This window comes from Paenibacillus ginsengarvi, assembly GCF_003626695.1.
Classification (GTDB): Bacteria; Bacillota; Bacilli; order Paenibacillales; family NBRC-103111; genus Paenibacillus_AB; species Paenibacillus_AB ginsengarvi.
Genome location: NZ_RBAH01000005.1, coordinates 318,702 through 342,665, shown reverse-complemented (window position 1 = coordinate 342,665; position 23,964 = coordinate 318,702). Strand labels below are relative to the sequence as shown.

General features: G+C 55.9%; 22 protein-coding genes and 1 tRNA gene. 8 read left to right on the top strand and 15 right to left on the bottom strand.

The features are described 5' to 3' along the window. Nucleotides 1-340: 340 nt before the first annotated feature. The 3 genes from D7M11_RS09870 to D7M11_RS09860 form a co-directional block, all read right to left on the bottom strand. Nucleotides 341-1,123: a DUF1906 domain-containing protein gene (locus tag D7M11_RS09870; RefSeq protein ID WP_120747029.1), complete on the bottom strand. Its 783-nt coding sequence runs from the start codon at nt 1,121-1,123 to the stop codon at nt 341-343. Nucleotides 1,124-1,588: 465 nt separating this feature from the next. After that, a tRNA-Arg gene (locus tag D7M11_RS09865) sits at nt 1,589-1,662 on the bottom strand. Nucleotides 1,663-1,793: 131 nt separating this feature from the next. Beyond that, on the bottom strand, nt 1,794-2,657 hold the full coding sequence (locus D7M11_RS09860; protein WP_120747028.1) for a cation diffusion facilitator family transporter: 864 nt from the start codon (nt 2,655-2,657) through the stop codon (nt 1,794-1,796). 252 nt (nt 2,658-2,909) lie between these two features. Here D7M11_RS09860 and D7M11_RS09855 point away from each other — a divergent pair, with 252 nt between their 5' ends. From D7M11_RS09855 to D7M11_RS09830, 6 genes are all read left to right on the top strand, one after another. Beyond that, complete coding sequence (locus D7M11_RS09855) at nt 2,910-4,394, top strand: sensor histidine kinase (RefSeq protein ID WP_120747044.1); 1,485 nt, start codon at nt 2,910-2,912, stop codon at nt 4,392-4,394. Next, on the top strand, nt 4,391-5,086 hold the full coding sequence (locus D7M11_RS09850; protein ID WP_120747027.1) for a response regulator transcription factor: 696 nt from the start codon (nt 4,391-4,393) through the stop codon (nt 5,084-5,086). The genes D7M11_RS09855 and D7M11_RS09850 overlap by 4 nt, the downstream gene beginning before the upstream one ends. A 138-nt stretch (nt 5,087-5,224) precedes the next feature. Continuing rightward, nucleotides 5,225-6,745 (top strand): S-layer homology domain-containing protein, encoded by a 1,521-nt coding sequence (locus tag D7M11_RS09845; RefSeq protein WP_120747026.1) that lies wholly within the window; start codon nt 5,225-5,227, stop codon nt 6,743-6,745. Nucleotides 6,746-6,781: 36 nt separating this feature from the next. After that, nucleotides 6,782-7,492 carry an ankyrin repeat domain-containing protein gene (locus tag D7M11_RS09840; RefSeq protein WP_120747025.1) on the top strand — a complete coding sequence of 237 codons (711 nt, stop codon included), beginning with the start codon at nt 6,782-6,784 and terminating at the stop codon, nt 7,490-7,492. A 134-nt stretch (nt 7,493-7,626) separates the two neighbouring features. Beyond that, nucleotides 7,627-8,073 (top strand): hypothetical protein, encoded by a 447-nt coding sequence (locus D7M11_RS09835; RefSeq protein ID WP_120747024.1) that lies wholly within the window; start codon nt 7,627-7,629, stop codon nt 8,071-8,073. 133 nt (nt 8,074-8,206) lie between these two features. Beyond that, nucleotides 8,207-8,563, top strand: a complete 357-nt coding sequence (locus D7M11_RS09830) for a potassium channel family protein (protein WP_120747023.1) — start codon at nt 8,207-8,209, stop codon at nt 8,561-8,563. A gap of 15 nt (nt 8,564-8,578) precedes the next feature. Here the strand turns inward: D7M11_RS09830 and D7M11_RS36365 are convergent, their stop codons facing one another. Both D7M11_RS36365 and D7M11_RS09825 read right to left on the bottom strand, forming a co-directional pair. Then, nucleotides 8,579-8,740 (bottom strand): hypothetical protein, encoded by a 162-nt coding sequence (locus tag D7M11_RS36365; RefSeq protein ID WP_158606540.1) that lies wholly within the window; start codon nt 8,738-8,740, stop codon nt 8,579-8,581. Between the two features lie 119 nt (nt 8,741-8,859). Further along, nucleotides 8,860-12,111, bottom strand: coding sequence for an efflux RND transporter permease subunit (locus D7M11_RS09825; RefSeq protein ID WP_120747022.1), 3,252 nt, complete (start codon nt 12,109-12,111; stop codon nt 8,860-8,862). A 254-nt stretch (nt 12,112-12,365) separates the two neighbouring features. Here D7M11_RS09825 and asnB point away from each other — a divergent pair, with 254 nt between their 5' ends. After that, nucleotides 12,366-14,210, top strand: a complete 1,845-nt coding sequence (asnB, locus tag D7M11_RS09820) for an asparagine synthase (glutamine-hydrolyzing) (protein ID WP_120747021.1) — start codon at nt 12,366-12,368, stop codon at nt 14,208-14,210. 115 nt (nt 14,211-14,325) lie between these two features. Here asnB and D7M11_RS09815 read toward each other — a convergent pair whose 3' ends face one another. The 3 genes from D7M11_RS09815 to D7M11_RS09805 all read right to left on the bottom strand — a co-directional run bounded on the left by D7M11_RS09815 (nt 14,326) and on the right by D7M11_RS09805 (nt 16,981). Next, on the bottom strand, nt 14,326-14,994 hold the full coding sequence (locus tag D7M11_RS09815; RefSeq protein ID WP_120747020.1) for an XTP/dITP diphosphatase: 669 nt from the start codon (nt 14,992-14,994) through the stop codon (nt 14,326-14,328). Further along, a complete protein-coding gene (gene rph, locus D7M11_RS09810) occupies nt 14,972-15,736 on the bottom strand; it encodes a ribonuclease PH (protein WP_120747019.1) in 765 nt (254 codons plus the stop codon). Before rph ends, D7M11_RS09815 begins: the two co-directional genes overlap by 23 nt. A gap of 201 nt (nt 15,737-15,937) precedes the next feature. Next, the gene (locus D7M11_RS09805) at nt 15,938-16,981 is read right to left on the bottom strand and encodes a GerMN domain-containing protein (protein WP_120747018.1); all 1,044 of its coding nucleotides are present in this window, start codon (nt 16,979-16,981) and stop codon (nt 15,938-15,940) included. Between the two features lie 143 nt (nt 16,982-17,124). On the opposite strand from D7M11_RS09805, the gene D7M11_RS09800 reads away from it, so the two are divergent. After that, entirely contained in the window at nt 17,125-17,655 is a 531-nt protein-coding gene (locus D7M11_RS09800; protein ID WP_120747017.1) for a phosphatidylglycerophosphatase A family protein, read from the top strand. Between the two features lie 99 nt (nt 17,656-17,754). On the opposite strand, the gene D7M11_RS09795 is transcribed toward D7M11_RS09800, so the two are convergent. The 7 genes from D7M11_RS09795 to D7M11_RS09765 form a co-directional block, all read right to left on the bottom strand. Further along, complete coding sequence (locus D7M11_RS09795) at nt 17,755-18,522, bottom strand: DODA-type extradiol aromatic ring-opening family dioxygenase (protein ID WP_120747016.1); 768 nt, start codon at nt 18,520-18,522, stop codon at nt 17,755-17,757. A 97-nt stretch (nt 18,523-18,619) separates the two neighbouring features. Beyond that, nucleotides 18,620-19,591, bottom strand: coding sequence for an MBL fold metallo-hydrolase (locus D7M11_RS09790; RefSeq protein ID WP_120747015.1), 972 nt, complete (start codon nt 19,589-19,591; stop codon nt 18,620-18,622). A 156-nt stretch (nt 19,592-19,747) separates the two neighbouring features. After that, nucleotides 19,748-20,869, bottom strand: a complete 1,122-nt coding sequence (locus D7M11_RS09785) for a Gfo/Idh/MocA family protein (protein WP_120747014.1) — start codon at nt 20,867-20,869, stop codon at nt 19,748-19,750. Between the two features lie 15 nt (nt 20,870-20,884). Further along, nucleotides 20,885-21,736: a sugar phosphate isomerase/epimerase family protein gene (locus tag D7M11_RS09780; protein ID WP_120747013.1), complete on the bottom strand. Its 852-nt coding sequence runs from the start codon at nt 21,734-21,736 to the stop codon at nt 20,885-20,887. Nucleotides 21,737-21,876: 140 nt separating this feature from the next. Beyond that, nucleotides 21,877-22,716, bottom strand: coding sequence for a helix-turn-helix transcriptional regulator (locus D7M11_RS09775; RefSeq protein WP_240041026.1), 840 nt, complete (start codon nt 22,714-22,716; stop codon nt 21,877-21,879). A 131-nt stretch (nt 22,717-22,847) separates the two neighbouring features. Next, nucleotides 22,848-23,072, bottom strand: a complete 225-nt coding sequence (locus D7M11_RS09770) for a helix-turn-helix domain-containing protein (protein ID WP_138877617.1) — start codon at nt 23,070-23,072, stop codon at nt 22,848-22,850. A gap of 168 nt (nt 23,073-23,240) precedes the next feature. After that, nucleotides 23,241-23,951 carry a YhcN/YlaJ family sporulation lipoprotein gene (locus D7M11_RS09765; RefSeq protein WP_158606539.1) on the bottom strand — a complete coding sequence of 237 codons (711 nt, stop codon included), beginning with the start codon at nt 23,949-23,951 and terminating at the stop codon, nt 23,241-23,243. Nucleotides 23,952-23,964 lie beyond the last annotated feature (13 nt).

Here is a 23,964-nt window from a genome sequence, read left to right as displayed (position 1 = left end):
GCTCGCCGGCGGAGTTCCGGGAGTGGATCGCCGCTGCGAAGCCAGACTTAACCCCCTTCCAAGTTGCGCTTTAAAGCCTGATTACGTGAGATTTCAAGTAAGACTGCGAACGCTCTAGCTTGTGCAGGCTATTCTCCATAATTAGGGGGTAGGACCGCTTTTTCTGGTATAAAGGAACTTTTGCTTCCGTTATCGCTCCGTTCTCCGCTCTTCCCTGCACATTAGCGGAAGTTCCGCTTCCGTTCCGTTCAACCAAATCGGCAGGCGGTTGGCGCGACGCCCTCTCTCCATTGCGGGAAAACTAAAGCCCTTGTGCCGAGAAAGCACAAAGGCCTTTAGTTTAAACTTCGATTCCGTTCTCCCTCGCCAGCATGACCGTATTCAGCCAAGCGAGCTCCGACGCCGTCATTACTCCCTTATAAGCCTTCTCGGCCCAAGTGTAATCGCTGATCAGCCCTTTGTGGTACAACCCGTCAAGCGAATCGCCAAGCATTTTCCACTGCCACTGCTCGAGTCGCATCGTCTCATCCCCCTCATCCGGTTGCGCCGTGCTCCACCAGCCTTCGTTTCCATAGGACTCGTCCCTGTCAATGACGATCCCGTTTACCGTTATATCGTTCTCGTATTGAAAAATTTGAATGGCATCTGAGACTTTGCCGTAGCTCCACGCATACGTCTGCCAAAACCGGGAGCAGGCGCTTGCGGCCTTGACCGCTTCTATAACCGCATAAGAGCCGTAAACCCCGGTCAAAAATGCCGGCGTCGCTTCGCTCGCGGCGCGAATATATTCGATTACGGCGGGCATTTGTGCGTTCGTAGCGTCAAAGTCGACGGCAAAATAAATGGCGCTGCCTTCCGGCTGGCCGACCTGTTTTGCCGTATTCGCGGCAAGCAAGCCGTCCGCAAGGCCGGCGGCCCTTCCGCCGAGCGCCCGATCGGCCGTCGTTTCGAACACCGAAACGATGTTTAAGCCGCCCGTGCTAATCAGCTCCGCCTCTTCCGGGGTGAGACTTTTCCAGCCTGTCGGCACCAAGTAACGGCAAACAAATTCGTAACCGTCGTTTCGGAACGCTTTCACGATTTCAGCAGTGAGCGGGGTGGCACAGTCGAATCCTTTGGTCATACCGGTCACCTCCTATTCGCTTTGTATTACATTATTCGACAGAATAAGAGTTTGATAGTGCCGATGCCCCAAGACACTAAAATTAAGGAAAATGACTATGGCGCTTTCTCCACCGTGACTGCAAAGCCAATGTTCACGATGCTTCGCCTACAACGTCCCCCTCGTCGGGGGTTCTCATCCCCCGGAACGCAACAAAGATCAGCCTGTTGGCTGATCTTTGTTTTTGGGGCTCCCCAAAAAGTAATAGGACTAAGCTACGAAGCTTATCTTCACTTTTTGGGGACCAAAGACGTCCCGGGAGGGATGCGCTTTTCGCAGGCACCCTTCTGTGCCTGCGTTTGGCCGCGACTGCGAAGTCAATGCTCACGATGCTTAGCTCCGACGTCCCCCCCTCGTCGGGGGTTCTCATCCCTCGGAACGCAACAAGGATCAGCCTGTTGGCTGATCCTTGTTTGGGTACATTAGCGTCCCGGGAGGGATTCGAACCCCCGACCGACGGCTTAGAAGGCCGTTGCTCTATCCAGCTGAGCTACCGGGACATTTTTTGTGATACGCTGACCATTATAACACCGTGGGAAGAGAGAATGCAATCGTTTTTTTATACTTTTTTGCACGGTATTCCGTCCGTGTCCGGTTCGGCTTTTAACGTGTCCCTCTCCACTTCCACTCCCTATACGGGCTCAATATGAATATGAACGTGTTCGATCAGATGCTGCTCCTTCATGCGGCGTTCGATGTCTTCCGTTATCAGGTGGCTTTCCGCGACGCTAAGCTTCTCGTCGACCAGTATGGTCACGTCGAGCAGGATATAGTTGCCGTGCGCTCTCGCCTTTATGTCCTTCAGTTCTTGCACGCCGGGCGTTTTACGTATCGTTTTTTTATACTGAAACAATTCGTTCTCGTGAAATCCGTCGGACAAGGAATGGGTGGCGTCGCGGAAAATATCAAAAGCGGTTTTGCAAATGACAGCCCCGACAGCCGTCGCCGCAAGCGGATCGAGCCAGTTCAGGCCGAATTGCGTACCGAGTATCCCGAGAAACGCCCCCAAGCTGACTAATGCGTCGGAGCGATTGTCTTGAGCGGCCGCCATTACGGCGCTGCTGTTCGTTCGTTTGGCCAGCGCCAGATTGTACCGGTACACCGCAAACATAACCATCCCGCAGAAAAGCGCCGTCCAGGCGGTCACCATATTCGGCGTGCGAATCGAGTCCTCAAAAAAAGTCAACACCGCCTGAATCAAAACTTGTATGCCTACAGCCGCCATAATAAACGATGCGACTAAAGTAGCGATCGTTTCGGCCCGAAAATGGCCGTATTTATGATTGCGATCGGGCGGTTTCCGCGAAATTCGCAGGCCTACGAGCACAGCAACGGAAGCGATGATATCGGTCGTATTGTTCAAGCCGTCCGCTCGCAAAGCCTCGGAGTAAAACAAATAACCGACCGTCAGTTTCAGCACGGACAAGATCACATAGACGACAATGCTCAGCCATGCGCCCTTCTCTCCCTGCTCCAATTGGTTATACAGGTCCACACGCGTAATTCTCCCTGTGCGTAAGATTTACTCCACATAGGATAACCGACGAATATCGAGTGGGTCTAGAGAAACAGTATTGGCGCAGACTAACCGTATTTGGCAGCCACAATTGTGTTTGGCAGGTGTAACAGTTTTTCCCGAGACAAACTTTACCGGAATCGGTGTTACGCGTTTGCCCGCCGATCTGCTACTATAGGAGGTAACGCCGTCCATCCCTTTGGCGGCTTGCTCGAAAGCGAGGCGGGGATCATGTCCATACGCATCAAACTGCTCTTATCCTTTACAGGCATGCTCGTCATCAGCCTGCTCATGTTCGTGCTGAGCGCCGCCCTGTTTACGATCGCCTTTACGGGCGACATACGCGGCGTCCGCGATTTTTACAAAGTGCATTATCAGCTGAACCCGCTCACCCAGCAGGAGGAATCCATCTTCCTGGAGCTGAAATATATGGCCAAAAACGAGCCGGACAAACTGCTCGACAAACAACTGCTGGCCGATTACGACTTCAAGCTCCGCACCGTAAGAGCGGGATTGTTCGTCCGCCGGGAAAGCAATCCCGTGTTCGAATCGTACACGATCAATCAGCCGGAGCTGCAGCACGCGCTGCCGGCTTACGATCTGGACAACAATCAGATCCGCAATACGTTTAACATCGGGGAACGCTTCTACGCTTATGCCAAGTTCGATTTCAAATATTCGGACGGGGCCAAAGGCGGCGTGTTCGTCATCCGCGAACGCAGCCCGTTTGCGGAGCTGTCGCGCAGGCTGCTGCCGATTCTTTCGATCCTGCTCATCGGAGTGCTCGTCATCGCCAATATGCTGCTGTACCGCTGGCTGACGCGAAGCGTAGTCAAGCCGCTAAACGTGCTGCGCAAATCGGCCGAACGAATCAAGGAAGGCGATCTCCAGTTCGCGCTCGACCTGCGCGAAAGCGGCGAGATCGGACAGCTCAACGAATCGTTCGAGAGCATGAGGCAGCGCCTCCAGCAATCGGTCGAGCTGCGGCTGCGGGACGAGGAGAGCCGCAAGGAGCTGATCTCCAACATCTCCCACGATCTGCGAACGCCGATCACGACGATTAAAGGTTATATTGAAGGCATCCGCGACGGGGTGGCGAACACGCCGGACAAAATGGCCAAATACGTAGATACCATTTATACAAAGGCGGTCGATCTGGATAAATTGGTCGATGAGCTATTTCTTTACTCCAAGCTCGATTTGAAGCAAGTGTCGTTCAGGCTGGAGCCGATCGACATCGTTTCGTTTCTGGACGATTGTATTGAGGAACTTCGGTACGACCTGGAGAAGCAGCAGATCGACATCGCTTGGCAAGACAAGCCGAAAACCGCGGTGCCGGTGATGGCCGATCCGGAGCAGATCAAACGGACCGTGCTGAACGTAATCGGAAACTCGGCGAAATATATGGACAAGCCGGAAAAACGAATCCTCCTCTCGGTCCGGCCAGATACCGAAATGGCAGAGGTCGAAATTCGGGACAACGGTCCGGGCATTCCGGAAGAAGCGGTCCCGTATATTTTTGAACGGTTTTACCGGGCGGAACCTTCGCGAAACACCTCGACCGGGGGAAGCGGACTCGGTCTTGCGATCGCCCGGCAAATCGTCGAAGGGCACGGGGGCCGCATAGGGGTAAACAGCGAGCTTGGCAGCAGCACGAGCGTTTATTTCACACTAAGACGGACAACAGACGATAAGGAGGCAGCGAACCGCACGTGACCCGGATACTTATCATTGAAGACGAAACGTCAATCGCCCAACTGGAGCGGGATTATTTCGAACTAAACGGTTATGCGGCCGATTTGTGCCACAGAGGCGACGACGGGCTGAAGCTTGCCCTGGAGGGAACCTATAACCTGATCATTATCGATCTGCAGCTTCCGGGGATGGACGGCTTCGAGCTGTGCCGGCGCATTCGCGAGGCGAAGGAAGTTCCGATTCTGATCATTTCGGCGAAAAAAGAGGAAATCGATAAAATCCGCGCATTTAATCTCGGCGCCGACGATTATATTACGAAGCCGTTCAGTCCGAGCGAAATCGTCGCCCGGGCGAAGGCGCATATGACCCGGTACGAGCGGCTGCTCGGCAAGCAGGAACCGGCGCAAAAGCAGGAATCGATCCGCATCCGGGGGCTACTCATCGAGAAGGCGTCCCGGCGGGTGTTCGTGAATGACCGGGAAATCGCGATCACGTCGCGGGAGTTTGCGCTACTAGAATTTCTGGCTCAGCATCCGAACCGGGTGTTTAGCAAAGAAAACTTGTTTGAGAGCATCTGGGGCATGGATTCGAACGGCGACATCGCCACAGTAACCGTCCATATCCGCAAGCTGCGGGAAAAGATCGAAGCCGACCCGTCCAACCCGCAATACATCGAAACGGTGTGGGGAGCCGGCTACCGGTTTTCGGTGTAGTTTGTTTATACTTTCTTAATAACCTTTTAAGAAACGGTTAACCGGGCGTTTCTCGGCAATTTATTTCTCTCCTGTACTATAGGGAATGTAGAACGAAACAGGGCAAGCAAACCTACATCCACCAGGGAGGAATTCGTTATGAAAAAAGTATTGAAAGTTTCCAATAAAGCAGCAGCACTGCTTCTCGCAGCCGTTCTGGGCGCCGGTTCCGTGCCTTTCGCCGTTACAAAAGCGCAGGCGGCGGACGTAAGTATCGCAGCTGTGACGGCTACGCTCACGACTGCCGATGCTTCGATCCGCACAGCCGTAGAAAACCTGATCCGCCTCGGAGTACTGGACGGGTACGAAGACCACTCGATCCGCGAAAATACAGCCGTAAGCCGCGCCGAGCTGGCGAAAATGATCGTCCATACGTTCGGACTCGCTGCCGATCCGAAGGCAACCACTTCGCTTTCGGATGTCGCACCGGACGCCTGGTACTCCCAATATGCCGCCACCCTCGTATCGCTCGGCATCATGGAGGCGAAAGACGGGAAATTTAATCCGCAAGGGACCGTCACGGACGCGGAGCTCGTACAGATCGTAGCCAAAGCGCTGAAACGCGACGTGAAATCGGTAAACAGCTGGATGGGCGCCTACTACTCGGCAAGCGAAGCGGCATCCCGCGGCGAGACCTCCTATGTGCTGAACACAGCCCATCAGGCGATTCCTTCCGCCGAAGCAAACATCACTAGCGTTCAGTCGCTGAATGCTATTACACTGATCGTTACCTTGGACGCCCCGCTGACCGCCGATAACGAGCTGTTCGCCAAAGCAAAGGAAGATTTCGCCTTCAATGACGGTCTGACGCTTACGAACATGCCGCGCCTGAAAACGGGTTCGATCGCAACATACATCGTTCCTACGTCCGTTCAGAAGGCAGGCACGAACTACCAATTGACGTATCGCGGCAAACAGGCCGGCACTTTCACAGGCAATGGAACCAAGCTCGACACGACCGGGGCTAGCCAAGTTACGAACGATACGTTTGAGCTCGAGGCGCTGAAAGCAAACGGCGTCGTCGATTACGGATACGTCATCTCGGCATACAGCGCCGGACGCGGGAACAATGCTTTCGTTCTGGGCGAGGACCATACAGCCGATGGCCGCAAATTCCAGGTTATCTCTTCGATGCAGGCGAGAGAAGTGACGATTACGCCGGAGGGCGGACAACCGATCGTAGCCAAATATGTACCGTTCACCCAATCGACCGACGGCAAGCAAGAGCCGAAATTCCGTCTGCCGGAAGGGCAATCGCTCACGCCGGGAGTCAAGTATACCGTCACGTCCGATTGGACGAACATTGCAAATCCGTCGTTCGTGGCCAAAGAAATCGCCTCCCTGCAGCTTGCAGGAGCAACTGCAGGTAACGAAACTTCGATCGAGGTTGCCTTGTCCGCCGATCCGGGCGACGAGCTGTTCTCGGGCCGCAGCGTGCAATTGACGGCTCCGAACGGCGACAAGCTTAATGCATCGTACCGGTACTCGAGCCGCAAAGGAGCCGTCGGCGTGTTCGATCTGACCCAGAACAGCAAGCTTGCAGCGGGAACGACCTATACGGTAGCGCCGGTAGGAGCATGGGCGACGGCAGCGGCCCCGCTCACACTCACGACGAAGTAAGTTAAGATTAACGACAGCGGAAAGGAGTGGGTCGTCATGCTGCGACTTTCGGTATTGGCGCTCGCCCTCGTATTGTCCGGCTGCGACTACGACAACCTGCTGGTGAACAAAGAGCAGCATGCGACCCATACGGAGAACCGGGAAATGGACAAGCGGAATCAGTCGCTGCTCGCGGCAGCCGAGCAAGGAGACAAGGAAGCGATAATCAAGCTGCTCGCGGACGGCGCGGATATTGATGCGACGGATGACCGTGGCCGGACTTCAGCCATGATCGCCGTGCACACGAAACAGCTGGCCGTGTTCAACTTGCTGGTGGAAAAAGGCGCGAACATCAACATCCGCGACGACCGCTCGGACAATCCGCTGCTGTATGCAGGCGCGGAAGGCTTGCTCGATTTCGTCAAGGCGGCGATCGCGGCCAAGGCGGATACGAAGCTGACGAATCGTTTCGGAGGAACTGCGCTCATCCCAGCAGCGGACCGGGGCCATGTAGAGATCGTCAAGGAGCTGCTGGAGCATTCCGACGTCGCGATCGACCATGTCAACAACTTGGGCTGGACCGCGCTGCTGGAAGCTGTCATTCTCGGCGACGGCGGCAGCCGGCATCAGGAAATCGTCAAGCTGCTCATTGCTCATGGAGCGAATGTGAGCTTGGCCGACTCCCAGGGTGTTACCCCGCTCCAGCATGCCAAGAACAGGGGCTATACGGAGATGGTTCGTACGCTGACAGAAGCAGGAGCGAAGTGACCTAGACTTTTATATTATAGGCAGCACAGAAGAAGCGGGAGCGATCCCGGCTTCTTCTTTCTTTTCCGCCGCAACTATGGCAATCGCTGCCCGTATAGTATAGTAGTCCAAGAATCATCGAGGAGTCGAGCGCCATGTTTAAAAAGGGTAACTCCTATATCGGCTGTGCGATTGTGATTTGCGGATTTGTTGGTCTCGCAGCCTTTTTCGGCCCGCTATCCAGATACGCGTGGTTTCTGATTATCGCTGCCGCCGCTGCCGTCGCATATTGGATAAACAAAAAGAGCGCCCCCCATTCTCCGCCGCCGTCGCAGGAGCAGGTGACAAAGCAAAACGAACCGGACGATCGGGAAAACGCCGAAAAAATCGTGCTTCGCATCGCTGCGCAAAACCAGGGACTCGTTACGCCGATGGAGATCGCGATCGCCTCCGACCTGAGTATGGACGAAGCGAGCCGGATTTTGGAAGATCTGCGCAAGAAAGGGTATGCCAGCCTTCGGGTTGCCGACAACGGATCGTATGTATACGAAATAGAGGGGCTGCTGAGTATGCAGCAGAAGAAAGATTCGGAACGGCTATAGAACGGAAAAACGACGCGCCTCTCGCATACGGCGGAGTACGCTGCAGCCAGAGGCGTTATTCGGTCATGCATATTTCCCGCTTTCCGAAGGCTATATTATCGGTAACACTTAACGCGAACGGAGCACAATAATCATGATTTCTTTTCTGCTTACTCTGAAACGAATGCTTACTGGCTTATTCCACGCCTTTAAGGAAAAAAACTTCAGAACGTTGTTCATCATCACCCTGCTTATGCTGCTGTCCGGCACCTTATTTTACCGCGAGGTCGAGCAGTTCACATGGATTGACGCCCTGTTCTTCAGTGTGATGACGCTGACGACGGTCGGCGCAGCCGAGCTTGCCCCGCACACGACGCTTGGCAAACTGTTCACGATCGTTTATACGTTTGCCGGTATCGGCGTCATTTTCGGCGTTATCTATTACGTAGCCAAAGGCATTCACTTCTCCACCGCCTCCAGAGGCAAAAAGCCGCCGAACTCCGAGTCTTGAGCTTCTCCCCTATAGTTACAAATGCCGGCGGTTGACCTGCTCGTTGCGGATCATCTGCTCCAGCTTTTCCTTCAGCTTGCCGTGCACCTCCGGCGTCCTCCTCAGTCCGAACCAGCTTCGCCGTTTCTCCTTGGCCAGCAGCTTCAGCAGGTACGCCTTCTCTTCCATTGTAAACACGGTGCCTCCCCCCTTTATGTTTGTTTTACGTTTCCAGGGGCGCTTCGTTGCGTAACATGTACAAAAAGATAAGCCCCGCACACGCGATCCTCGCCGGATCAGCCTCGGGGCTTTCGCTTCTATTCCTCCACCGGCTGCCGCTCCGGCTTCCTGCGAAACTTCGCCAATACCTCGTACACAATCGGCACAATGACAAGTGTCAGAAGCGTCGAGCTGATCAGCCCGCCGATGACCGTCACGCCGAGTCCTTTCGAAATCAGACTGCCGCTCGTGCTCTCCAGACCGAGCGCCAAAGGCAGCAGCGCGCCCACTGTGGCTAGCGCCGTCATCAGGATCGGCCGAAGCCGCGTCGTGCCCGCCTCGAGCAGCGCCTCCCGCGTCCTGGCGCCTTCCCGCTCCTTATGCAGCACACGGTCGAGCAGGACGATCGCGTTCGTCACGACGATACCGATCAGCATGAGCGCCCCCATCATCGCCGATGCGCTGATCGTCTCGCCGGTCAAGTAAAGCGCGACCAGCCCGCCGATGACCGTAAACGGGAGGGAGAACAAGATCGCGAAAGGCGTCAAGCCGCCGCCGAACGTAATAACCAGCAGCAGGTAAACGATCGCCACAGCAGCGGCCATCGCCATGCCGAGCTGGGTGAACGTTTTGTTAATTTGCTCCGTTACTCCGCCGAATTCAACTTGAATGCCATTCCCGAGTCCAAGCGCCTCGATTCGCGACTGCGCGATGGAGGAGGCTTGTCCGACGTCCTTTGCCATAATAGCAGCCGTTACTTCCACGTACAGCCGTCCGTCCTTGTGCGTAATCGTATTCGGGGACGTGCCTTTGCGGATCGTCGTTACTTCTTTGACCGGCACCTCGACGCCGAGCGGCGATGCCAGCTTCGTATTCTCGATGTCTGCAAGCGAAGCAAAGCCGGTTTGCTCTATGTTCTCATACACTTTGTACGACTTCTGGTCGACCTTCACTTCAGTTAACACGGGCCGTTCCCGTACCGGACTCAGCTTCATCGCCAGCTGCGCTGCGGTCAGCCCGGCCAAACTCAGCTTGTGCTGGTCGGCTACGATCGTGTACTGCTCATACGTCTGTGACAGACTCGATTCGATCTTTTCGAAGGAGCCCTCCTTTTGCAGCTCGTCCCGGATCCGTTCGACGGCCGGTTTGATCGTCTCCAGGGAATCGCCGAATACGGTCAGACTGAGCTTATTACCGCCGAAGCCTCCGGAAAAATCCATCTCCCCCCATTTGCCCGCCGTGTCCAGCTTTTGCAGATCGGCGATTAAAGTTTCCTTTACTTGTTTAAAGCCGGTCGTTCCGCTTTCGTATTGGATGAAAAACAAAGCGGATTTGCTCGGCCCGACACTCATCGGATTTTGCCCGCCGACCGAATATTGCAGGTTCACGATGCCCGGACGGTTCAGGAGCAGCTTCTCCGCCTGAAGCGCGGTCGCCTCCGCATCGGCCAGCCTTTTGCCGGGGCCGGGATTGTACGTAATCATCACGTTTTTCTCTTCCTCTTCGGGCAGGAAGCTGACGCCGACGAGACCGGACAGGGCGAGGCTGGCGGCGAGCAGCACGACGGCTGCGATCGAGGTGATTACTTTATGATTAAGCGCTCCGTTCAGTACGCGGCGGTAAAAGCCGGCGATCGCGCCGGGCTTGTCTTCGTGGCTTCGTTTGCTCTTCAGTCCTCTCCGGAACATGAAATGAGCCAGAGCGGGCACGACCGTAATGGCGACAAGCAGCGAGGCGAGCAGCGCGTATACCATCGTCAGCGCAAACGGCATAAACAGCTGGCCGATCGGTCCGCTGACGAGACCGAGAGGCAGGAAAACGGCGATCGTCACCAAGGTCGAGGACAAGATCGGAAGAAACATTTCTTTCGTGGCGTCCTGTATTAGCGCCATGCCGGTAAGCTGCTCCGAACGAAGACTCATTCGCCGGTAATTATTCTCGATAACGACGATCGAATCGTCGACGACCCGGCCGATCGCCACCGTCATCGCCCCTAGCGTCATCACATTCAGTGTAATTCCCGTTTGCTTCAGCACCGCAAGGGCAATGAGCAGCGACAGCGGAATCGAGACGATCGAGATCATCGTCGTCCGGATATTGCGCAGAAACAGCATGATAACGATAATCGCAAAAATCGCCCCGAATATCGCTTTGTTCAGCATCGTGCTGACCGACTCCTCGATCGGTTTCCCTTGATCGAGCATAACGAGCGCCTGCACGCCCGGATGATCGGCTTCGAATAACTTCGCCTTCGCTTTGACGGCGTTCACTACGTCGACCGTATTGGCTTCGGACGATTTGGTGACGTTGATGCCGATCGACTCCTTGCCGTTCGTTCGCGAGATCGACTCGGCTTTGCCGACCAGCCTCACATCCGCGATGTCGGACAGCTTAACCGTCGGAATGTTCGCAGCGGCGGCCATCTCCAGCTCGGCAAAGTCCAAGGGCTCCGCATCCGCATCTGTGCCGGCTGCCTCCGCCAGCATACGGGCTGCGTCCAGTCCCGGCAAGGGGCGTGCGGGAATCCCCAGTCCGAGGCCTGATAGCGAAAGCGCCTCTGGCATAGCCGGCGTTCCCCCGCCCGTTCCGGCAGCTCCTCCCGCAGAGGGGATAACGGGGATCGTGAGCTGCTTCAAATCTTCAAGCGTGTGAATATTGCCGTCCACGACGACCGTTTTTTCGGCGTTTTCCATTTCGAACAGCCCAAGCGGCACCTGGATCGCCGAGCCCTGAATGAGGCCTTTCACCGTATCGGCGCTAATGGATAGCGAGTTCATTTTGTCCCGGTTGAAATCGATCTGCACTTCCTGCGAATATTGACCGGAGACGCTTATCGTTCCCGCCCCCTCGATTCCTTCCAGAGACGGCTTCAGCTGCTGCTCGACCAGTCGGGTCAGCTCTTCCAGCTTCATCTGCTCGCCGGAGACGCTAAGCGAAACGACGGGAAAGTCGTTCAAGCTTATGCGGGAGACGTTGATGTTTTGCGTGCCCTTCGGCTTCGCGAAGCTGTCGAGCGTGCGGCGCAGCTCGTTCTCGGCATCGTTCATGTTGATGCCGTATCCGTATTCGACGAACAGAGAAGCTACGTTCTCCATCGAGGTCGAAGTAACCGTGTCCACGCCTTTCAAATTTTTGATGCTTTGCTCGAGCGGGCCGCTCAGCTTTTCCGCCACTTCCTGCGGGGCCGCTCCGGGCAATACGGCGGATACGGTCAGGAACGGGACGTCGATATTCGGAATCGTCTCCTTCTTCATGCTTAGCGCCGCCACGATGCCCGCCGCCGTAACGATCAGCGTCAAAATCAGTATGGCAAATTTGTTCGATAGCGAAAAACGGATGATGCTGCCCAATCTACCACCCCTCACGGCCGATATGTATGGAAGGCTTTCGTCCTTCTTCCTATGAACATTGTGCTCATTTTTTGTAAAATCCATGAATGCGCGCCCAGGCAGACATGAACGAGGGCCGGGGCGCATACGATGAATGTAGAGCTTTTCATCGAGCTGCCGGACCGGTGAAGCGGGCAAAAGCTTTATTTGGTGATCCGACGTCGAAAGACGTTTTTCTTTTTCTGCAAAGCTTACTAACGAGGGGATGAAGTGAAATGTGCGGTATAACGGGATGGATCGATTGGCGAAACGACCTGACTCAGCATTCATCCGTGCTTATCGACATGACCGAGACGATGGCGCTCCGCGGTCCGGACGCAGCCGGCACGTGGATTTCCCGGCATTGCGCGCTCGGTCATCGCAGGCTGAGCGTCATGGATCCTGCAGGCGGGGCGCAGCCGATGACCCGGTCGAAGGAAGAGGTAACGTTCACGATCGTGTACAACGGGGAGCTTTATAATGCGCCGGAGCTGCGGAAGGAGCTCGAGGGACGCGGCTACATGTTTGCTACCCACTGCGATACCGAGGTGCTGCTCGTGTCGTACATGGAATGGGGGCGCGCGTGTCTGGACCGGCTGAACGGCATATTCGCCTTCGCCGTCTGGAACAGCGAGGAACAATCGTTATTTCTCGCCAGAGACCGGCTTGGCGTAAAGCCGCTGTTTTATGCTCAGCGGGACGGTTTATTCGCCTTTGGCTCGGAGCCGAAGGCAATTCTCGCCCATCCCGAATTTCCTGCCGAGATCGGCCGCGAAGGGCTGGCGGAGCTGCTAGTTATCGGGCCGGCGCGAACGCCGGGCCACGGCATATACAGCCATATGTCCGAATTAAAACCCGGTCACTTCATGATCGTCGACCGTTCCGGCGTTTCGGTCCGCACGTACTGGAAGCTGGAGAGCAAGCCTCACGAGGAGAACATCGAAGCTACGGCGGCGCATATTAGCGCGCTGCTGATCGACACGGTGGAAAGACAGCTGATGTCCGACGTGCCGGTATGCACGCTATTGTCCGGCGGCCTCGATTCCAGCGCGCTTACGGCCATAGCCGTTCAATATTACAACCGCACCGGCCAGGGCGTCATCGATACGTATTCCGTCGATTATATCGATAACGACAAGCATTTCAAGGCGAACGTCTTTCAGCCGAACGCAGATAGCCCTTGGATCGACAGAATGGTGCAGGAGCTCGGCACAGCCCATCACAGCGTCTTCTTCGACACGCCGGAGCTGTTCGGTTCGCTGCTGGACGCGATGCGGGCGCGCGATTTGCCCGGCATGGCCGATGTGGACGGCTCGCTGTATTTATTTTGCCGGGAAATTAAAAAAGGGGCTACAGTAGCGCTGTCCGGGGAAGCAGCCGACGAAATATTCGGCGGCTACCCATGGTTTCACCGCGAAGAATCGCTGAATGCCGATACGTTCCCCTGGTCGCTGTCGGCAAACATCCGCTCGGATCTATTGTCGAAGGAAACGGCCGATTGGCTGCGCCCTCGCGAATATTTGGATGAGCGCTACCGGCAGGCGCTGGACGAGGTGCCGCATCTGTCCGGCGAAACCGGCATCGTCAGACGAATGAGGGAAATGTCGTATTTGAATATCACCCGCTTCATGCCGACGCTGCTGGACCGCAAAGACCGGATGAGCATGGCGGTCGGGCTCGAGGTGCGGGTGCCCTACTGCGATCACCGGCTCGTCGAGTACATGTGGAACGTTCCGTGGGAAATCAAAACGTCGGGCTACCGGGAAAAAGGCATTTTGCGCAAGGCGCTGAAGGGGATTTTGCCGGACGACGTGCTGACGCGCAAAAAAAGCCCGTATCCGAAAACGCACAACCCGAACTATTTGGCGGCGACGCGAGCGTGGGTGCAGCAAATCCTGGACGATCCTTCCTCCCCCGTTCTGCCGCTGCTGAACGTCGATCACTTAAGACGGCTCACGGCATTGGATGCGGCGACGATGGATTTGCCGTGGTTCGGGCAGCTTATGTCCGGTCCGCAGCTGTTCGCCTATATCGGGCAGCTCGATGCGTGGATGCGGGAATACCGCGTATCGATTCGGTAAGTCTGTTTAGCGGAATGCCGGAAAACGAGAAGCACCCCCTACAGGATGGGCTGGCGAAACAGATTCTGTTTCGTTAGCATCACTGTATGGGGTGCTGTTCATTTTGACGCGACTTTCACCTCGCCGCCGAATCGCCGAGCCGCTCCCTAAGCCTGCGGAGCGCCAACGCGCGGTGGCTGATTGCGTTTTTCGTCTCCATCGGCAGTTCTGCCATTGTGGCACCGTAAGCCGGCACATAAAAGAGAGGGTCATAGCCGAACCCGCCGGAGCCAACCGGCGAATCGGCAACGAAGCCTTCGCATGCGCCTTCTACTATGACCGGCGGCTCCCCCGGCACGCATAAAGCGAGGGCGCAGACGAAGCGCGCACCGCTGAGCAGCCGTACTTCCCTTCCGCCTGCGGACGCCGTTTGCGCCTGCAGCTCTCCCGCTGCCTCAAGCGCGTTCAGCTCGCCAAGCAGCTTGGCGTTGTTGCTCTCATCGCTGGCGCCTTCTCCCGCATAACGCGCCGAATACACGCCCGGTCTCCCGTCCAGCTTGTCCACGCACAGGCCGGAATCGTCGGCCAGCGCCGGAGAGCCGAACAGCTCCGATACCGTACGCGCTTTGATGAACGCATTATCCGCAAATGTAGCGCCGTCCTCTACGATATCCGGAACTTGCGGATAATCGTTCAAGCTATGCACCGTAATCCCGAGCGGTTCGAACAGAGCTGCGAACTCGCGCGTTTTACCCTTGTTGCGCGTGGCGATGATCAGCGTTTTATTTGTTCCCGGAAACGGCACCGCTGTTCCCTCCTACGATCGCGGTAAGCGGCCCAAGCGCTTCCTTCTGCTTATCAATCATCGAGCGGATGCCGATTTCGGCCGAAGCAAGCAGCGCGTCCAGCTCCTCCCGGCTAAACGGCGCCTCTTCGCCGGTTCCCTGCACTTCCACGAATTTGCCAAGTCCGGTCATGACAACGTTCATATCAACCTTGGCCTGGGAATCTTCTTCGTAGTTCAGGTCCAGACATACCCTATTTTTAACGATGCCGACGCTAACGGAAGCCAAATAATCGGTAATCGGCGATTTGGACAGCTTGTGGTTCTGAAGCAGCTTGTTCACCGCATAACACAACGCCACGAACGAGCCGGTAATGGAAGTCGTACGCGTCCCGCCGTCCGCCTGAATAACGTCGCAGTCGAGCGTAATCGTCCTCTCTCCCAGCGCCTCCAGGCTGACGACCGAGCGCAGAGCCCGTCCGATCAGACGCTGAATTTCCATCGTCCGGCCGCCGATTTTGCCTTTGGCCGCTTCGCGCTGGTTGCGCACCTGCGTCGCCCGCGGTAGCATCGAATATTCGGCGGTAATCCAGCCGCGCCCCTGCCCCTTCATAAAGGGCGGAACTTTCTCTTCGATCGAAGCGGTGCATATCACTTTCGTCTCGCCTACCTCGATCAAAACAGAGCCTTCGGCGTGCTTTATGTAGTTGGGCGTTATCGTAACGGCCCTAGTTTCCTCGAACTGTCTTCCATCGCTTCTCATGTCGGCCTCCCGTCTGTTGTTGCCCGTAATGTACGTACCTTATTTTACCAAACCTTTCAAAGAAAAGGAACCGGTCCGCCCGGCCCTTCACGTATCATATCAAGAATGTGCGGTTACAAGCAATGACAGAAACAGAACAAAACGGCCGCCCGGCGGATCGAAATCCGCGGACAGCCGTTTTTGTTCATACAGCCGAAACCGTCACAGCTTGATCGCATTAACCTCGGTCGGACGGGATACCGGCTTGCTGTAGCTCTGATTGTCGCTTGCGCTTACTTTGACGTCGCCGCCGACCATAATCTGCACCTTCGCGTCGCTGGCGAGCTCCGTAAGCGACAGAACGACCGATTGCAGCGCTTCGCCGGGCGCCTTATGATCCGGCCCGAGCAGCGAATCCGTAAAGTTGACGGTAATGAGCCCGTTCGCCGCGTCCACCTTCGGCACATCCACGGTACTGCTCAAAACCGAGAACAAGCCGCCGTTCTTCGGCCCGGCGATCAGTTGCTCCATGGTCGCCTTCGCTTTATCGTCGGTCCGCATGATCATCCGGGTCACCGGCACGTAATAGCTTTCACGCGCATTCGTCTGCCCGAGGAAATAAAGCGTAACCGGCGTCGTTTGTCCGAAGTCGGCCCCTTCCGCCTTCTCCACGTTGATGCCCATCGTCCGGCTGAGCGATCCGCTGATCGGCAGACGGCCTTTGGGCATCTCCTTCAACTCCTTGCCATCGACCCAGATGACCACTTCGTTTACGTTCGGAAAACCGGTTAGCGCCCAAGTAACGGATTCCAATATTTTACGCTCGTCAGCGGCATTATAGTTTGTAAATTCTTTGGAAAAGTCAACAGTGGCCACTTTTTTTTCCGTGTTGATGTCCAGCCCTTTAATAGCGGTCCCTTTAGGCAGCACGCCTTTGAAGCCGGTCGGCGCCAGCGCCTCGCCCGCTCCGCCCTCAACCATGTACTCCAGCGTCGTCCGGGCGACCGACACCGTATTTTTCGGAATTTGCACCGTTACCGGCGTCACGTAGTTGTTTTTGTCCTTCATATACATCGTCACCTTCGGGCCATTCTGTACGGCCGCGCCTGCGGGAACGGTGCTTGCCTCCTTGCTTCCTTGGCCGACTGCATTTTGCGGCGGATCGATTTGCTGGCTTTCCTTCGGCTTCAGCGCCGAGCATCCGGATGCCAGGATGACGGTGACCCCGGCTATGGCAGCCCACTTGGTCCATTTGGTCAATCTCATAGGAATCCTCCTTTACGATCTTGTACTACTATGTATACGAGCCCTCCTCCAATTTATGTGTTGAAACCTGCAAGCTTGGGCAAGAATGAAAGAAAAGCTTCTATGAAGAAACAATCGATTTAGAAAGCGGAGGGATTCGGGTCATGATCGACAATCTGGAAAGCGACAAAGTGGCGGAGGCAACCGCAAGGCTGCTTCGCGAGCGCGGGGTCGACAAAAAGGAAATCGGAGAACTGGTCCTATTTTTGCAGAAGGATTACTTTCCCAAGCTGACGATGGAGGAATGCATCGAGTCGGTCGAAAGGGTGCTGTCCAAACGGGAGGTGCAGAACGCGATTCTCACCGGCATCCAGCTCGATTTGCTGGCCGAACAGGGCAAGCTGCTCTCGCCGCTGCAGGAAATCGTTTTTCGCGACGAGGGCTTGTACGGCTGCGACGAAGTGCTGTCGCTTGCGATCGTGAACGTATACGGCAGTATCGGCTACACCAACTTCGGCTATATCGACAAATTGAAGCCCGGCATTCTGAAGCGGCTGAACGAAAAAAACGGAAAAGACGTCCACACGTTCCTCGACGATATCGTCGGCGCCCTTGCCGCAGCCGCAAGCAGCCGGATCGCCCACCGGAAACAAGCGGAGAAGGAAGAGACAGACGACAGCGACAATTCGCAGTAAAATCGACTACCGCCTTTTTTCGAGCATGAACGCCTCATTGGTGCAAACGAAAGCCCCCGCTCCTTCCATGAAGAAAGGGAGCGAGGGCCAAAACGCGGATCAAAACTTCAAACACAAATAGCTGAGCGTCCCCATGTCGTAGCTGCGGTGAATAACCTCCGGCTTCCGCGCCGGATCGCCGCTGCCCATGGCGATAAACAGCGGGACGAAATGCTCCGCTCTCGGCACCGCGAGCCGGCCGTGCGGCGCCTTGTCCGCATAGGCGAATAACGAGCCGTTGTCTCCCTGTTCAAACTTCTCGAGCAGCCAGTCGTCGAATTCGACCGCCCACGACTCGGGCGTTTTCTGCCCCCATTTGATGATGCGCAAATTATGGACGGTTACGCCGCTGCCGATGACGAGAATGTCTTCACTGCCAAGCCCCTTAAGCGCCTCGCCGATCCGGTACTGCTCCTCCGGCGCCAAATACGGATTCACCGATACTTGTACAACCGGAATGTCTGCGGCCGGATACATCCGGTGAAGCAGCGTCCAGGAGCCGTGATCGAGTCCTCTAGACGTATCCTCTGCAACCGCAATTTTCGCCGCCGTCAAACGGTCCTTGACGATGCCGGCCACAATCGCCGAGCCCCGTGCCGGATACTTGATCCGGTACAGCTCATCGGGAAAACCGCCGAAGTCGTAAATCGTGTCGTACACCGCGTCGGACGACGAAACGGTCGTCGCCGCCTGCTCCCAGTGAGCCGTAAATATCACGATCGCTTTCGGTTTTATCGAACGTCCGAGCTCGGACAAAAAACTTGTATAGTCGGTTTGCTCGATCGCAAGCATCGGTGAGCCGTGTGCCAAAAATAACGATGGAACCATATTCGCAAGCCCCCTATCTCAAAATAACTTACTTTATGTAAGTAAGTATATGATAATAACCTACTAACGTCAAGTGGAGACATTCGCCAACCGTCATTTATTTGACGTAGGCAACCGTTCCCTCCCGATCCAGCTCCTTAATCCGCTCGCTATCGCGTAAATAAATCAGATGCGCAATCGTCTCCGACAAGGCAAAACGGAGCTGATGGATCGAAAGCCGATCGCCGAAGTACGCCCGGCATAACGCATACGATGTTTGCGGTTCGGCAAGGGACGCTTCCATGATGGCAAGCCGCTCCTCGTGATGGCGGACAATTTCGAGCGCGCGGGCTCCGAACGTGCGAAACGGCTCCCGGTGGCCGGGATAAGCCGTCTCGACTTTCAGTCGGCTTACTTCCTCCAGGCTGTTCATATAGGAGCGCAGCGGGTCGCGGTCGAATCCGGGAATGTACCCGACGTTCGGCGTAATTTGCGGCAGCACATGGTCGCCGCAAAACAGCTCGGACCGCTCCTCGTCGTAAAAGCATAAATGGCCGGCCGCATGGCCCGGCGTTACGATGGGGCGGTACAAACGATCGCCGATCGGAAATAGGTTGCCCGGATCGATGACCGACAAATCCGGCTGCGGAGAAACTTGCGATACGAATCCGGTCATATGGTCCGCCATAAGGGCGAGTGTTCCTTCATCCATGCCGTGCCTCCGAAACAGCTCGAGCAGCGTAACGCTCATCGTCTCCCCTTCGCCCCAGAGGGCGCGCGCCTGCTCGCAGCCCAGCGCAGACATATGCACCTTCGCTCCCGATTGCTGCTGAAACCAGCCCGTAAGTCCGTAATGATCGGGATGGTGATGCGTCAGCACGATGCTGCGAAGCTCCCCTACCGAAAGGCCGTACTGCTCCATCGCGCGGTTCCATAGTTCTTCCGCCTCCGCCGTATGCAGGCCGGGATCGATGAGCGTCCATCCGTCGCGGGAACGAACGACATAACTGTTCACCCACCGCAGCGGGAACGGCAGCGGCACTTTTACTTGTATAAGCGTATCGCTTAGCTCTATAAAGGGTTTGATCACGCGTTAACTTCCTTCCTTCGCCTCTATCGCTTGCCATCCGATTATATCACCCGAGCTATTCGGGAACAAAGAAGCTTCGCACCCGCTCGCGCCGCCGCAGACGACAGAGCAAAAGGAGCATTCCCTCCGCAGAAGGAAATGCTCCCTAATCCATTGCTATTTCTTGAATCGCGAAGAGGCGATACGCTCTTGAAGCAGCTCATGGAACCGATCCTCGTCGAGCGGCAAATCCGCCCAGTTGTCGGTCCACGCCGACAAGTACATAGCGTTCGACAGCGTCAGGCCGTTAATGCCTTCCTGTCCCGGAGCGACGAGAGGCGTTCCTTTGCGGATCGCGTCGACCCAGTTTTGCGTAACGGCCTTGTGCTGATTCGGGCCTGCCGCAACCGGCACGTCGATCTTCCAGCATTCCGGCTGACCGAAGCCGGTTTTCGCGTTTTTGTTGAATTCCGGCTCCGACACACGCAGTCGCCAAAACGTCAGCTTGCCGTCCTCGATGACCACTTTGCCGCGATCGCCGGTAATTTCGAACCGGTTCGTTCCCGGCGTCTCACCTGTCGTCGTGATGAATACGCCGGTCGCTCCGTTCGGATATTCCACGTAGGCGGTTACCTCGTCCTCCACCTCGATGTCGCGGTATTTCCCGAAGGAACAGAAAGCGCGAACACGTGTCGGCATCATGCCGACGATCCACTGCCACAGGTCGAGCTGGTGCGGACATTGGTTCAGCAGCACGCCTCCGCCTTCGCCGGCCCATGTCGCCCGCCAATTGCCCGAATCGTAATAGCTTTGCGTACGGTACCAGGTCGTAATGATCCAGTTCGTACGCCGGATTTCGCCGAGCTCCCCGCTGGCGATCAGATCCTTCAGCTTGATATATAACGGATTCGTCCGCTGGTTGAACATCATCGCGAACTTGACGTCGCTTTTCTCCGCCGCCTCGTTCATTTCCCGTACCTGCTTCGTATATACGCCGGCCGGCTTCTCGCACAGCACATGGATGCCGCGGGCAAACGCCTTCATCGACGTGCCTGGATGGTCGAAGTGGAGATTGCAGATCATGATCGCGTCCACCGCGCCCGAGTCGAGCATGGCGTCCACCGTTTCGAACGTTTGCAATTGCTGGCCGAACTGCTCCTTCGCCCACAGCAGCCGCTCCGTGCTAATGTCGCATACCGCGGCAAGCTCCGCGCCGGCGACCTCACCCGCCGCGATGTATCTGGCGTGCGACGTGCCCATATTTCCGATTCCGACAATGCCGATCCGCACTATGCTCATCGTTCGTTTGCTCCTTTAAATTAGCGATTTGATATAGTCCAAATTATGCTTCAGCAGATCCTCGGTCGGGGCCGACAAGCTGAAGTCCTCGAAGCTGAACCAGCCGTCGTAACCGACGCTTTTCAGATCGGCTATCACCTGCGCCCAATTGGCGACCCCTTCGCTCGTCGGAGCGGAGACCGCTCTCCACTTCGGCGCAAGAGCGTCCGCCGGATTCGGCACGCGTTCCCATACGGCATTTTTGATATGCACATGGGCCAAATATTCGCCAAGCACCTCGAGCCCCATCCGGTACTGCTCGAAACCTTCATATACCATATTGCCCGGATCGAAAATGACGCCGATCCGCTGCGGATCGAAGCCTTCCACAAGCCTTCTTGCCAGGCCTGCGCTCGGAGCGATGAAGTTCATATGCATCTCTACAAGCCCTTTTACTCCATACCTACCGGACAGCTCCTGTACGCCCTCCATGTAGGTGCGTGCTTCTGCAAACAGCTCCCCGTACGGGCGGGTGCGGTTGTACCAAGGCATGGCGATCCGGATGGACGGCGATCCAAGCTTCTGCGCGATCCGCATGTCCCGCTCCACCGCAGCCAGGTCGCCTACCTTTAAATAGCAGCCGAGATTCGGCACGCCGAGTCCGGCTTCGTCAGTCAGCCGGCGGAGCCGGTCAAGCTGCTCGTCCGTCGAATCCACATCGACCGTACACAAATTGTTCCCCCAGAACGAAGGCTTCTCCTCCAGACGGCTGCGATCGATGGCGGTAACTCGCCATTCTACGCCGTCATAGCCGTGTTTCTTCAGCAGGGCGACCGTTTCCTCCGGCTTGTATTCCGGCAGCATAACCGTAAAGACGGCAAACTTCATTTACGAACACTCCTCATCTGGCTGCTTTTATCAGAATGCGCTTAACGATCGTTTCCACCATCGTAGCATAAGGAGTGTTTGGCGGGCTTTACCCTCATTGCCGAATCGTTCAAGCCCGCTTGACTGTCGTTGGCCTAAGCCTAAGAGTTCAGCGCCCGCTTGCGAAACTGCTCCGGCGTACAGCCGACCCGGCTTTTGAACATACGCGTAAAGTGGGATGGATGCTTGAAGCCCACCTTGTAGCAAACGTCGGTCACCGTCATATCGCGATCAAGCACGAAATGAATTTTCGACTGGTTGATTCTCCGGTGGTAAATATAATCGAAGATCGTGGCTCCGGTCACTTCCTTAAACAGCTTGGACAAATAATATTTATTCAGATGCAGCGTCTCCTCGAGCTGCTCCAGATGCAGATCCTCGTGGTAATGCTCCTCCACGTAGTCGATAATGTTCTGCGCGTGGCGCTCCTTGTCCGACGGAAAGGAGGAGGTCGAATCGGACGCTTGGCAGCATTCATTTACGATCAGCAGCAGATCGAGAAAGGCGACAATGAGCCGGTCCCGCGCCAACCCGCTGGTCTCGAGCGAGATTTTGCACATTTTGGCAAGGATCGCCTCTACTTCGGCGCGCTGCTCGCCCTCCAGATGCATCCGGTAATTTTTCAGTTCATAAAACGGCTGAAGCATATTGGCGGCAAACGGCGACTCGGTAAACGGCTTCACGAAGGCCGGATCGAAATGGACGATCGTCCGCTTATACGGCACGGTCCTATCCACATTCGGACAATGCAGCGTCATGCCGTGCATCAGGATCAGATCGCCGGGCGCGAGTACGAATATTTTGTCGCCGATCAAGTAGTTGCCTTTGCCGCCATGAAAATAATACAGCTCGAAATGAGTATGGGAATGAAAATGAATGTTCCCGGTTCCGCCTTCGCTGTAATGCGCCTCCAGCGGCCGGATATGAAATGGCGGTCTCACCGCGCTCCCCCTAACAAATAAATCGGTCTTCTGCTTGGTACAGCTTCTTTCAAGTGTAGCATACTTAGACATCAGGAGGGATGCAAAAAAAGCTTCCTCCCACGAAGGTCATGGAAGGAAGCCGTTTTCTATCAAATCTTTAATTCCCCAAGCTTGATCAGCTCGACAACTGCCTGCGATCGACCTTTCACGTTTAATTTTTGCATAACGTTCGAGATATGATTGCGCACGGTCTTTTCACTGATAAACAGTTGCCCAGCGATGTCTTTCGTAGTCTTGTCTTGCACGAGCAGTTCAAAGACTTCGCGTTCGCGGTTGGTCAATAGAAACTTGTTTTTGTGGTCGTTGCCCTTCAATATCGCCACCCCTCCTTGCTTGGGTTTTGTATATGTTACAAGGTGTAGGGATACAGTCAAATCCATGATATGAGCGGGATACGGCTTTGGTGCGGCTCCTCCGAAAAATGGGCATACGCCAAACAATCCCGCAGCGTGACGCCGCAGGATTGTCTTTTGCTGTTATAACTATGGTGTCTGTTTGGTCGGAAACAGGCGCTGCACCATCGCCCCAAATTCGTCGATAAAACCGGAAACCGGCTTGCCGGCATTCAAATCCCGGGTGTAGCCGTTCATTCGGCTTACGAAATCCGGGTTTGCCGAGACGTAAACATGTTTAATATCCGGCCGCGCGGCCTGAACTTGCTGGGTAACTTTGGACTTTACATCGGAAGACTGATCGATATCCCGGCCGTCTTTCGTCGACACGGCGACATAAGCGTTATTCCCCATGAGCAGCACATTCGCCGTCTTGATCGGATCGATTCCTGTCAACTGATCGGAGATCGATTGTGCGGCTTCCACCCGAGGCTGCTGCGGGGCGGTTGGGGTCGCTGGCGTCTGAGCGGTCGATCCGTCAGCCGTTCTGCCGTCCGTCGCGCCTGACATGTTCTTGTAGTCGCTCCAGCGGTTGACTCCATCCTGATCATAGCCGGTTACGCCGTTATCGCGGTTCAGTCCCCTACGGAGACTGTCCCGGTCGCGAATCATATTCGGGTCGGCACCTCGGTAGCCATCAAGACCAAGCCGCATATCCACCCGATCTCCGTAGGAACGATAGCTTTTTGCCCCGATGCCGCCGTTCGTTCCCGAAGTGTCATGACGGGCAGTTGCGCATCCGGATGCAGATACCGCTACGATCGAAGCGAGGAGAGCGAAGCGGATCGTATGTTTAACCAAATGTCTCAGCTCC

What these genes read in the sequence shown, in the direction of transcription:
- D7M11_RS09870 (WP_120747029.1), bottom strand. Translation starts at nt 1,123, where the DNA reads ATGACCAAAGGATTCGACTGTGCCACCCCGCTCACTGCTGAAATCGTG.
- D7M11_RS09855 (WP_120747044.1), top strand. Translation starts at nt 2,910, where the DNA reads ATGTCCATACGCATCAAACTGCTCTTATCCTTTACAGGCATGCTCGTC.
- D7M11_RS09845 (WP_120747026.1), top strand. Translation starts at nt 5,225, where the DNA reads ATGAAAAAAGTATTGAAAGTTTCCAATAAAGCAGCAGCACTGCTTCTC.
- D7M11_RS09840 (WP_120747025.1), top strand. Translation starts at nt 6,782, where the DNA reads ATGCTGCGACTTTCGGTATTGGCGCTCGCCCTCGTATTGTCCGGCTGC.
- D7M11_RS09835 (WP_120747024.1), top strand. Translation starts at nt 7,627, where the DNA reads ATGTTTAAAAAGGGTAACTCCTATATCGGCTGTGCGATTGTGATTTGC.
- D7M11_RS09830 (WP_120747023.1), top strand. Translation starts at nt 8,207, where the DNA reads ATGATTTCTTTTCTGCTTACTCTGAAACGAATGCTTACTGGCTTATTC.
- asnB (WP_120747021.1), top strand. Translation starts at nt 12,366, where the DNA reads ATGTGCGGTATAACGGGATGGATCGATTGGCGAAACGACCTGACTCAG.
- rph (WP_120747019.1), bottom strand. Translation starts at nt 15,736, where the DNA reads ATGAGAAGCGATGGAAGACAGTTCGAGGAAACTAGGGCCGTTACGATA.
- D7M11_RS09805 (WP_120747018.1), bottom strand. Translation starts at nt 16,981, where the DNA reads ATGAGATTGACCAAATGGACCAAGTGGGCTGCCATAGCCGGGGTCACC.
- D7M11_RS09800 (WP_120747017.1), top strand. Translation starts at nt 17,125, where the DNA reads ATGATCGACAATCTGGAAAGCGACAAAGTGGCGGAGGCAACCGCAAGG.
- D7M11_RS09795 (WP_120747016.1), bottom strand. Translation starts at nt 18,522, where the DNA reads ATGGTTCCATCGTTATTTTTGGCACACGGCTCACCGATGCTTGCGATC.
- D7M11_RS09785 (WP_120747014.1), bottom strand. Translation starts at nt 20,869, where the DNA reads ATGAGCATAGTGCGGATCGGCATTGTCGGAATCGGAAATATGGGCACG.
- D7M11_RS09780 (WP_120747013.1), bottom strand. Translation starts at nt 21,736, where the DNA reads ATGAAGTTTGCCGTCTTTACGGTTATGCTGCCGGAATACAAGCCGGAG.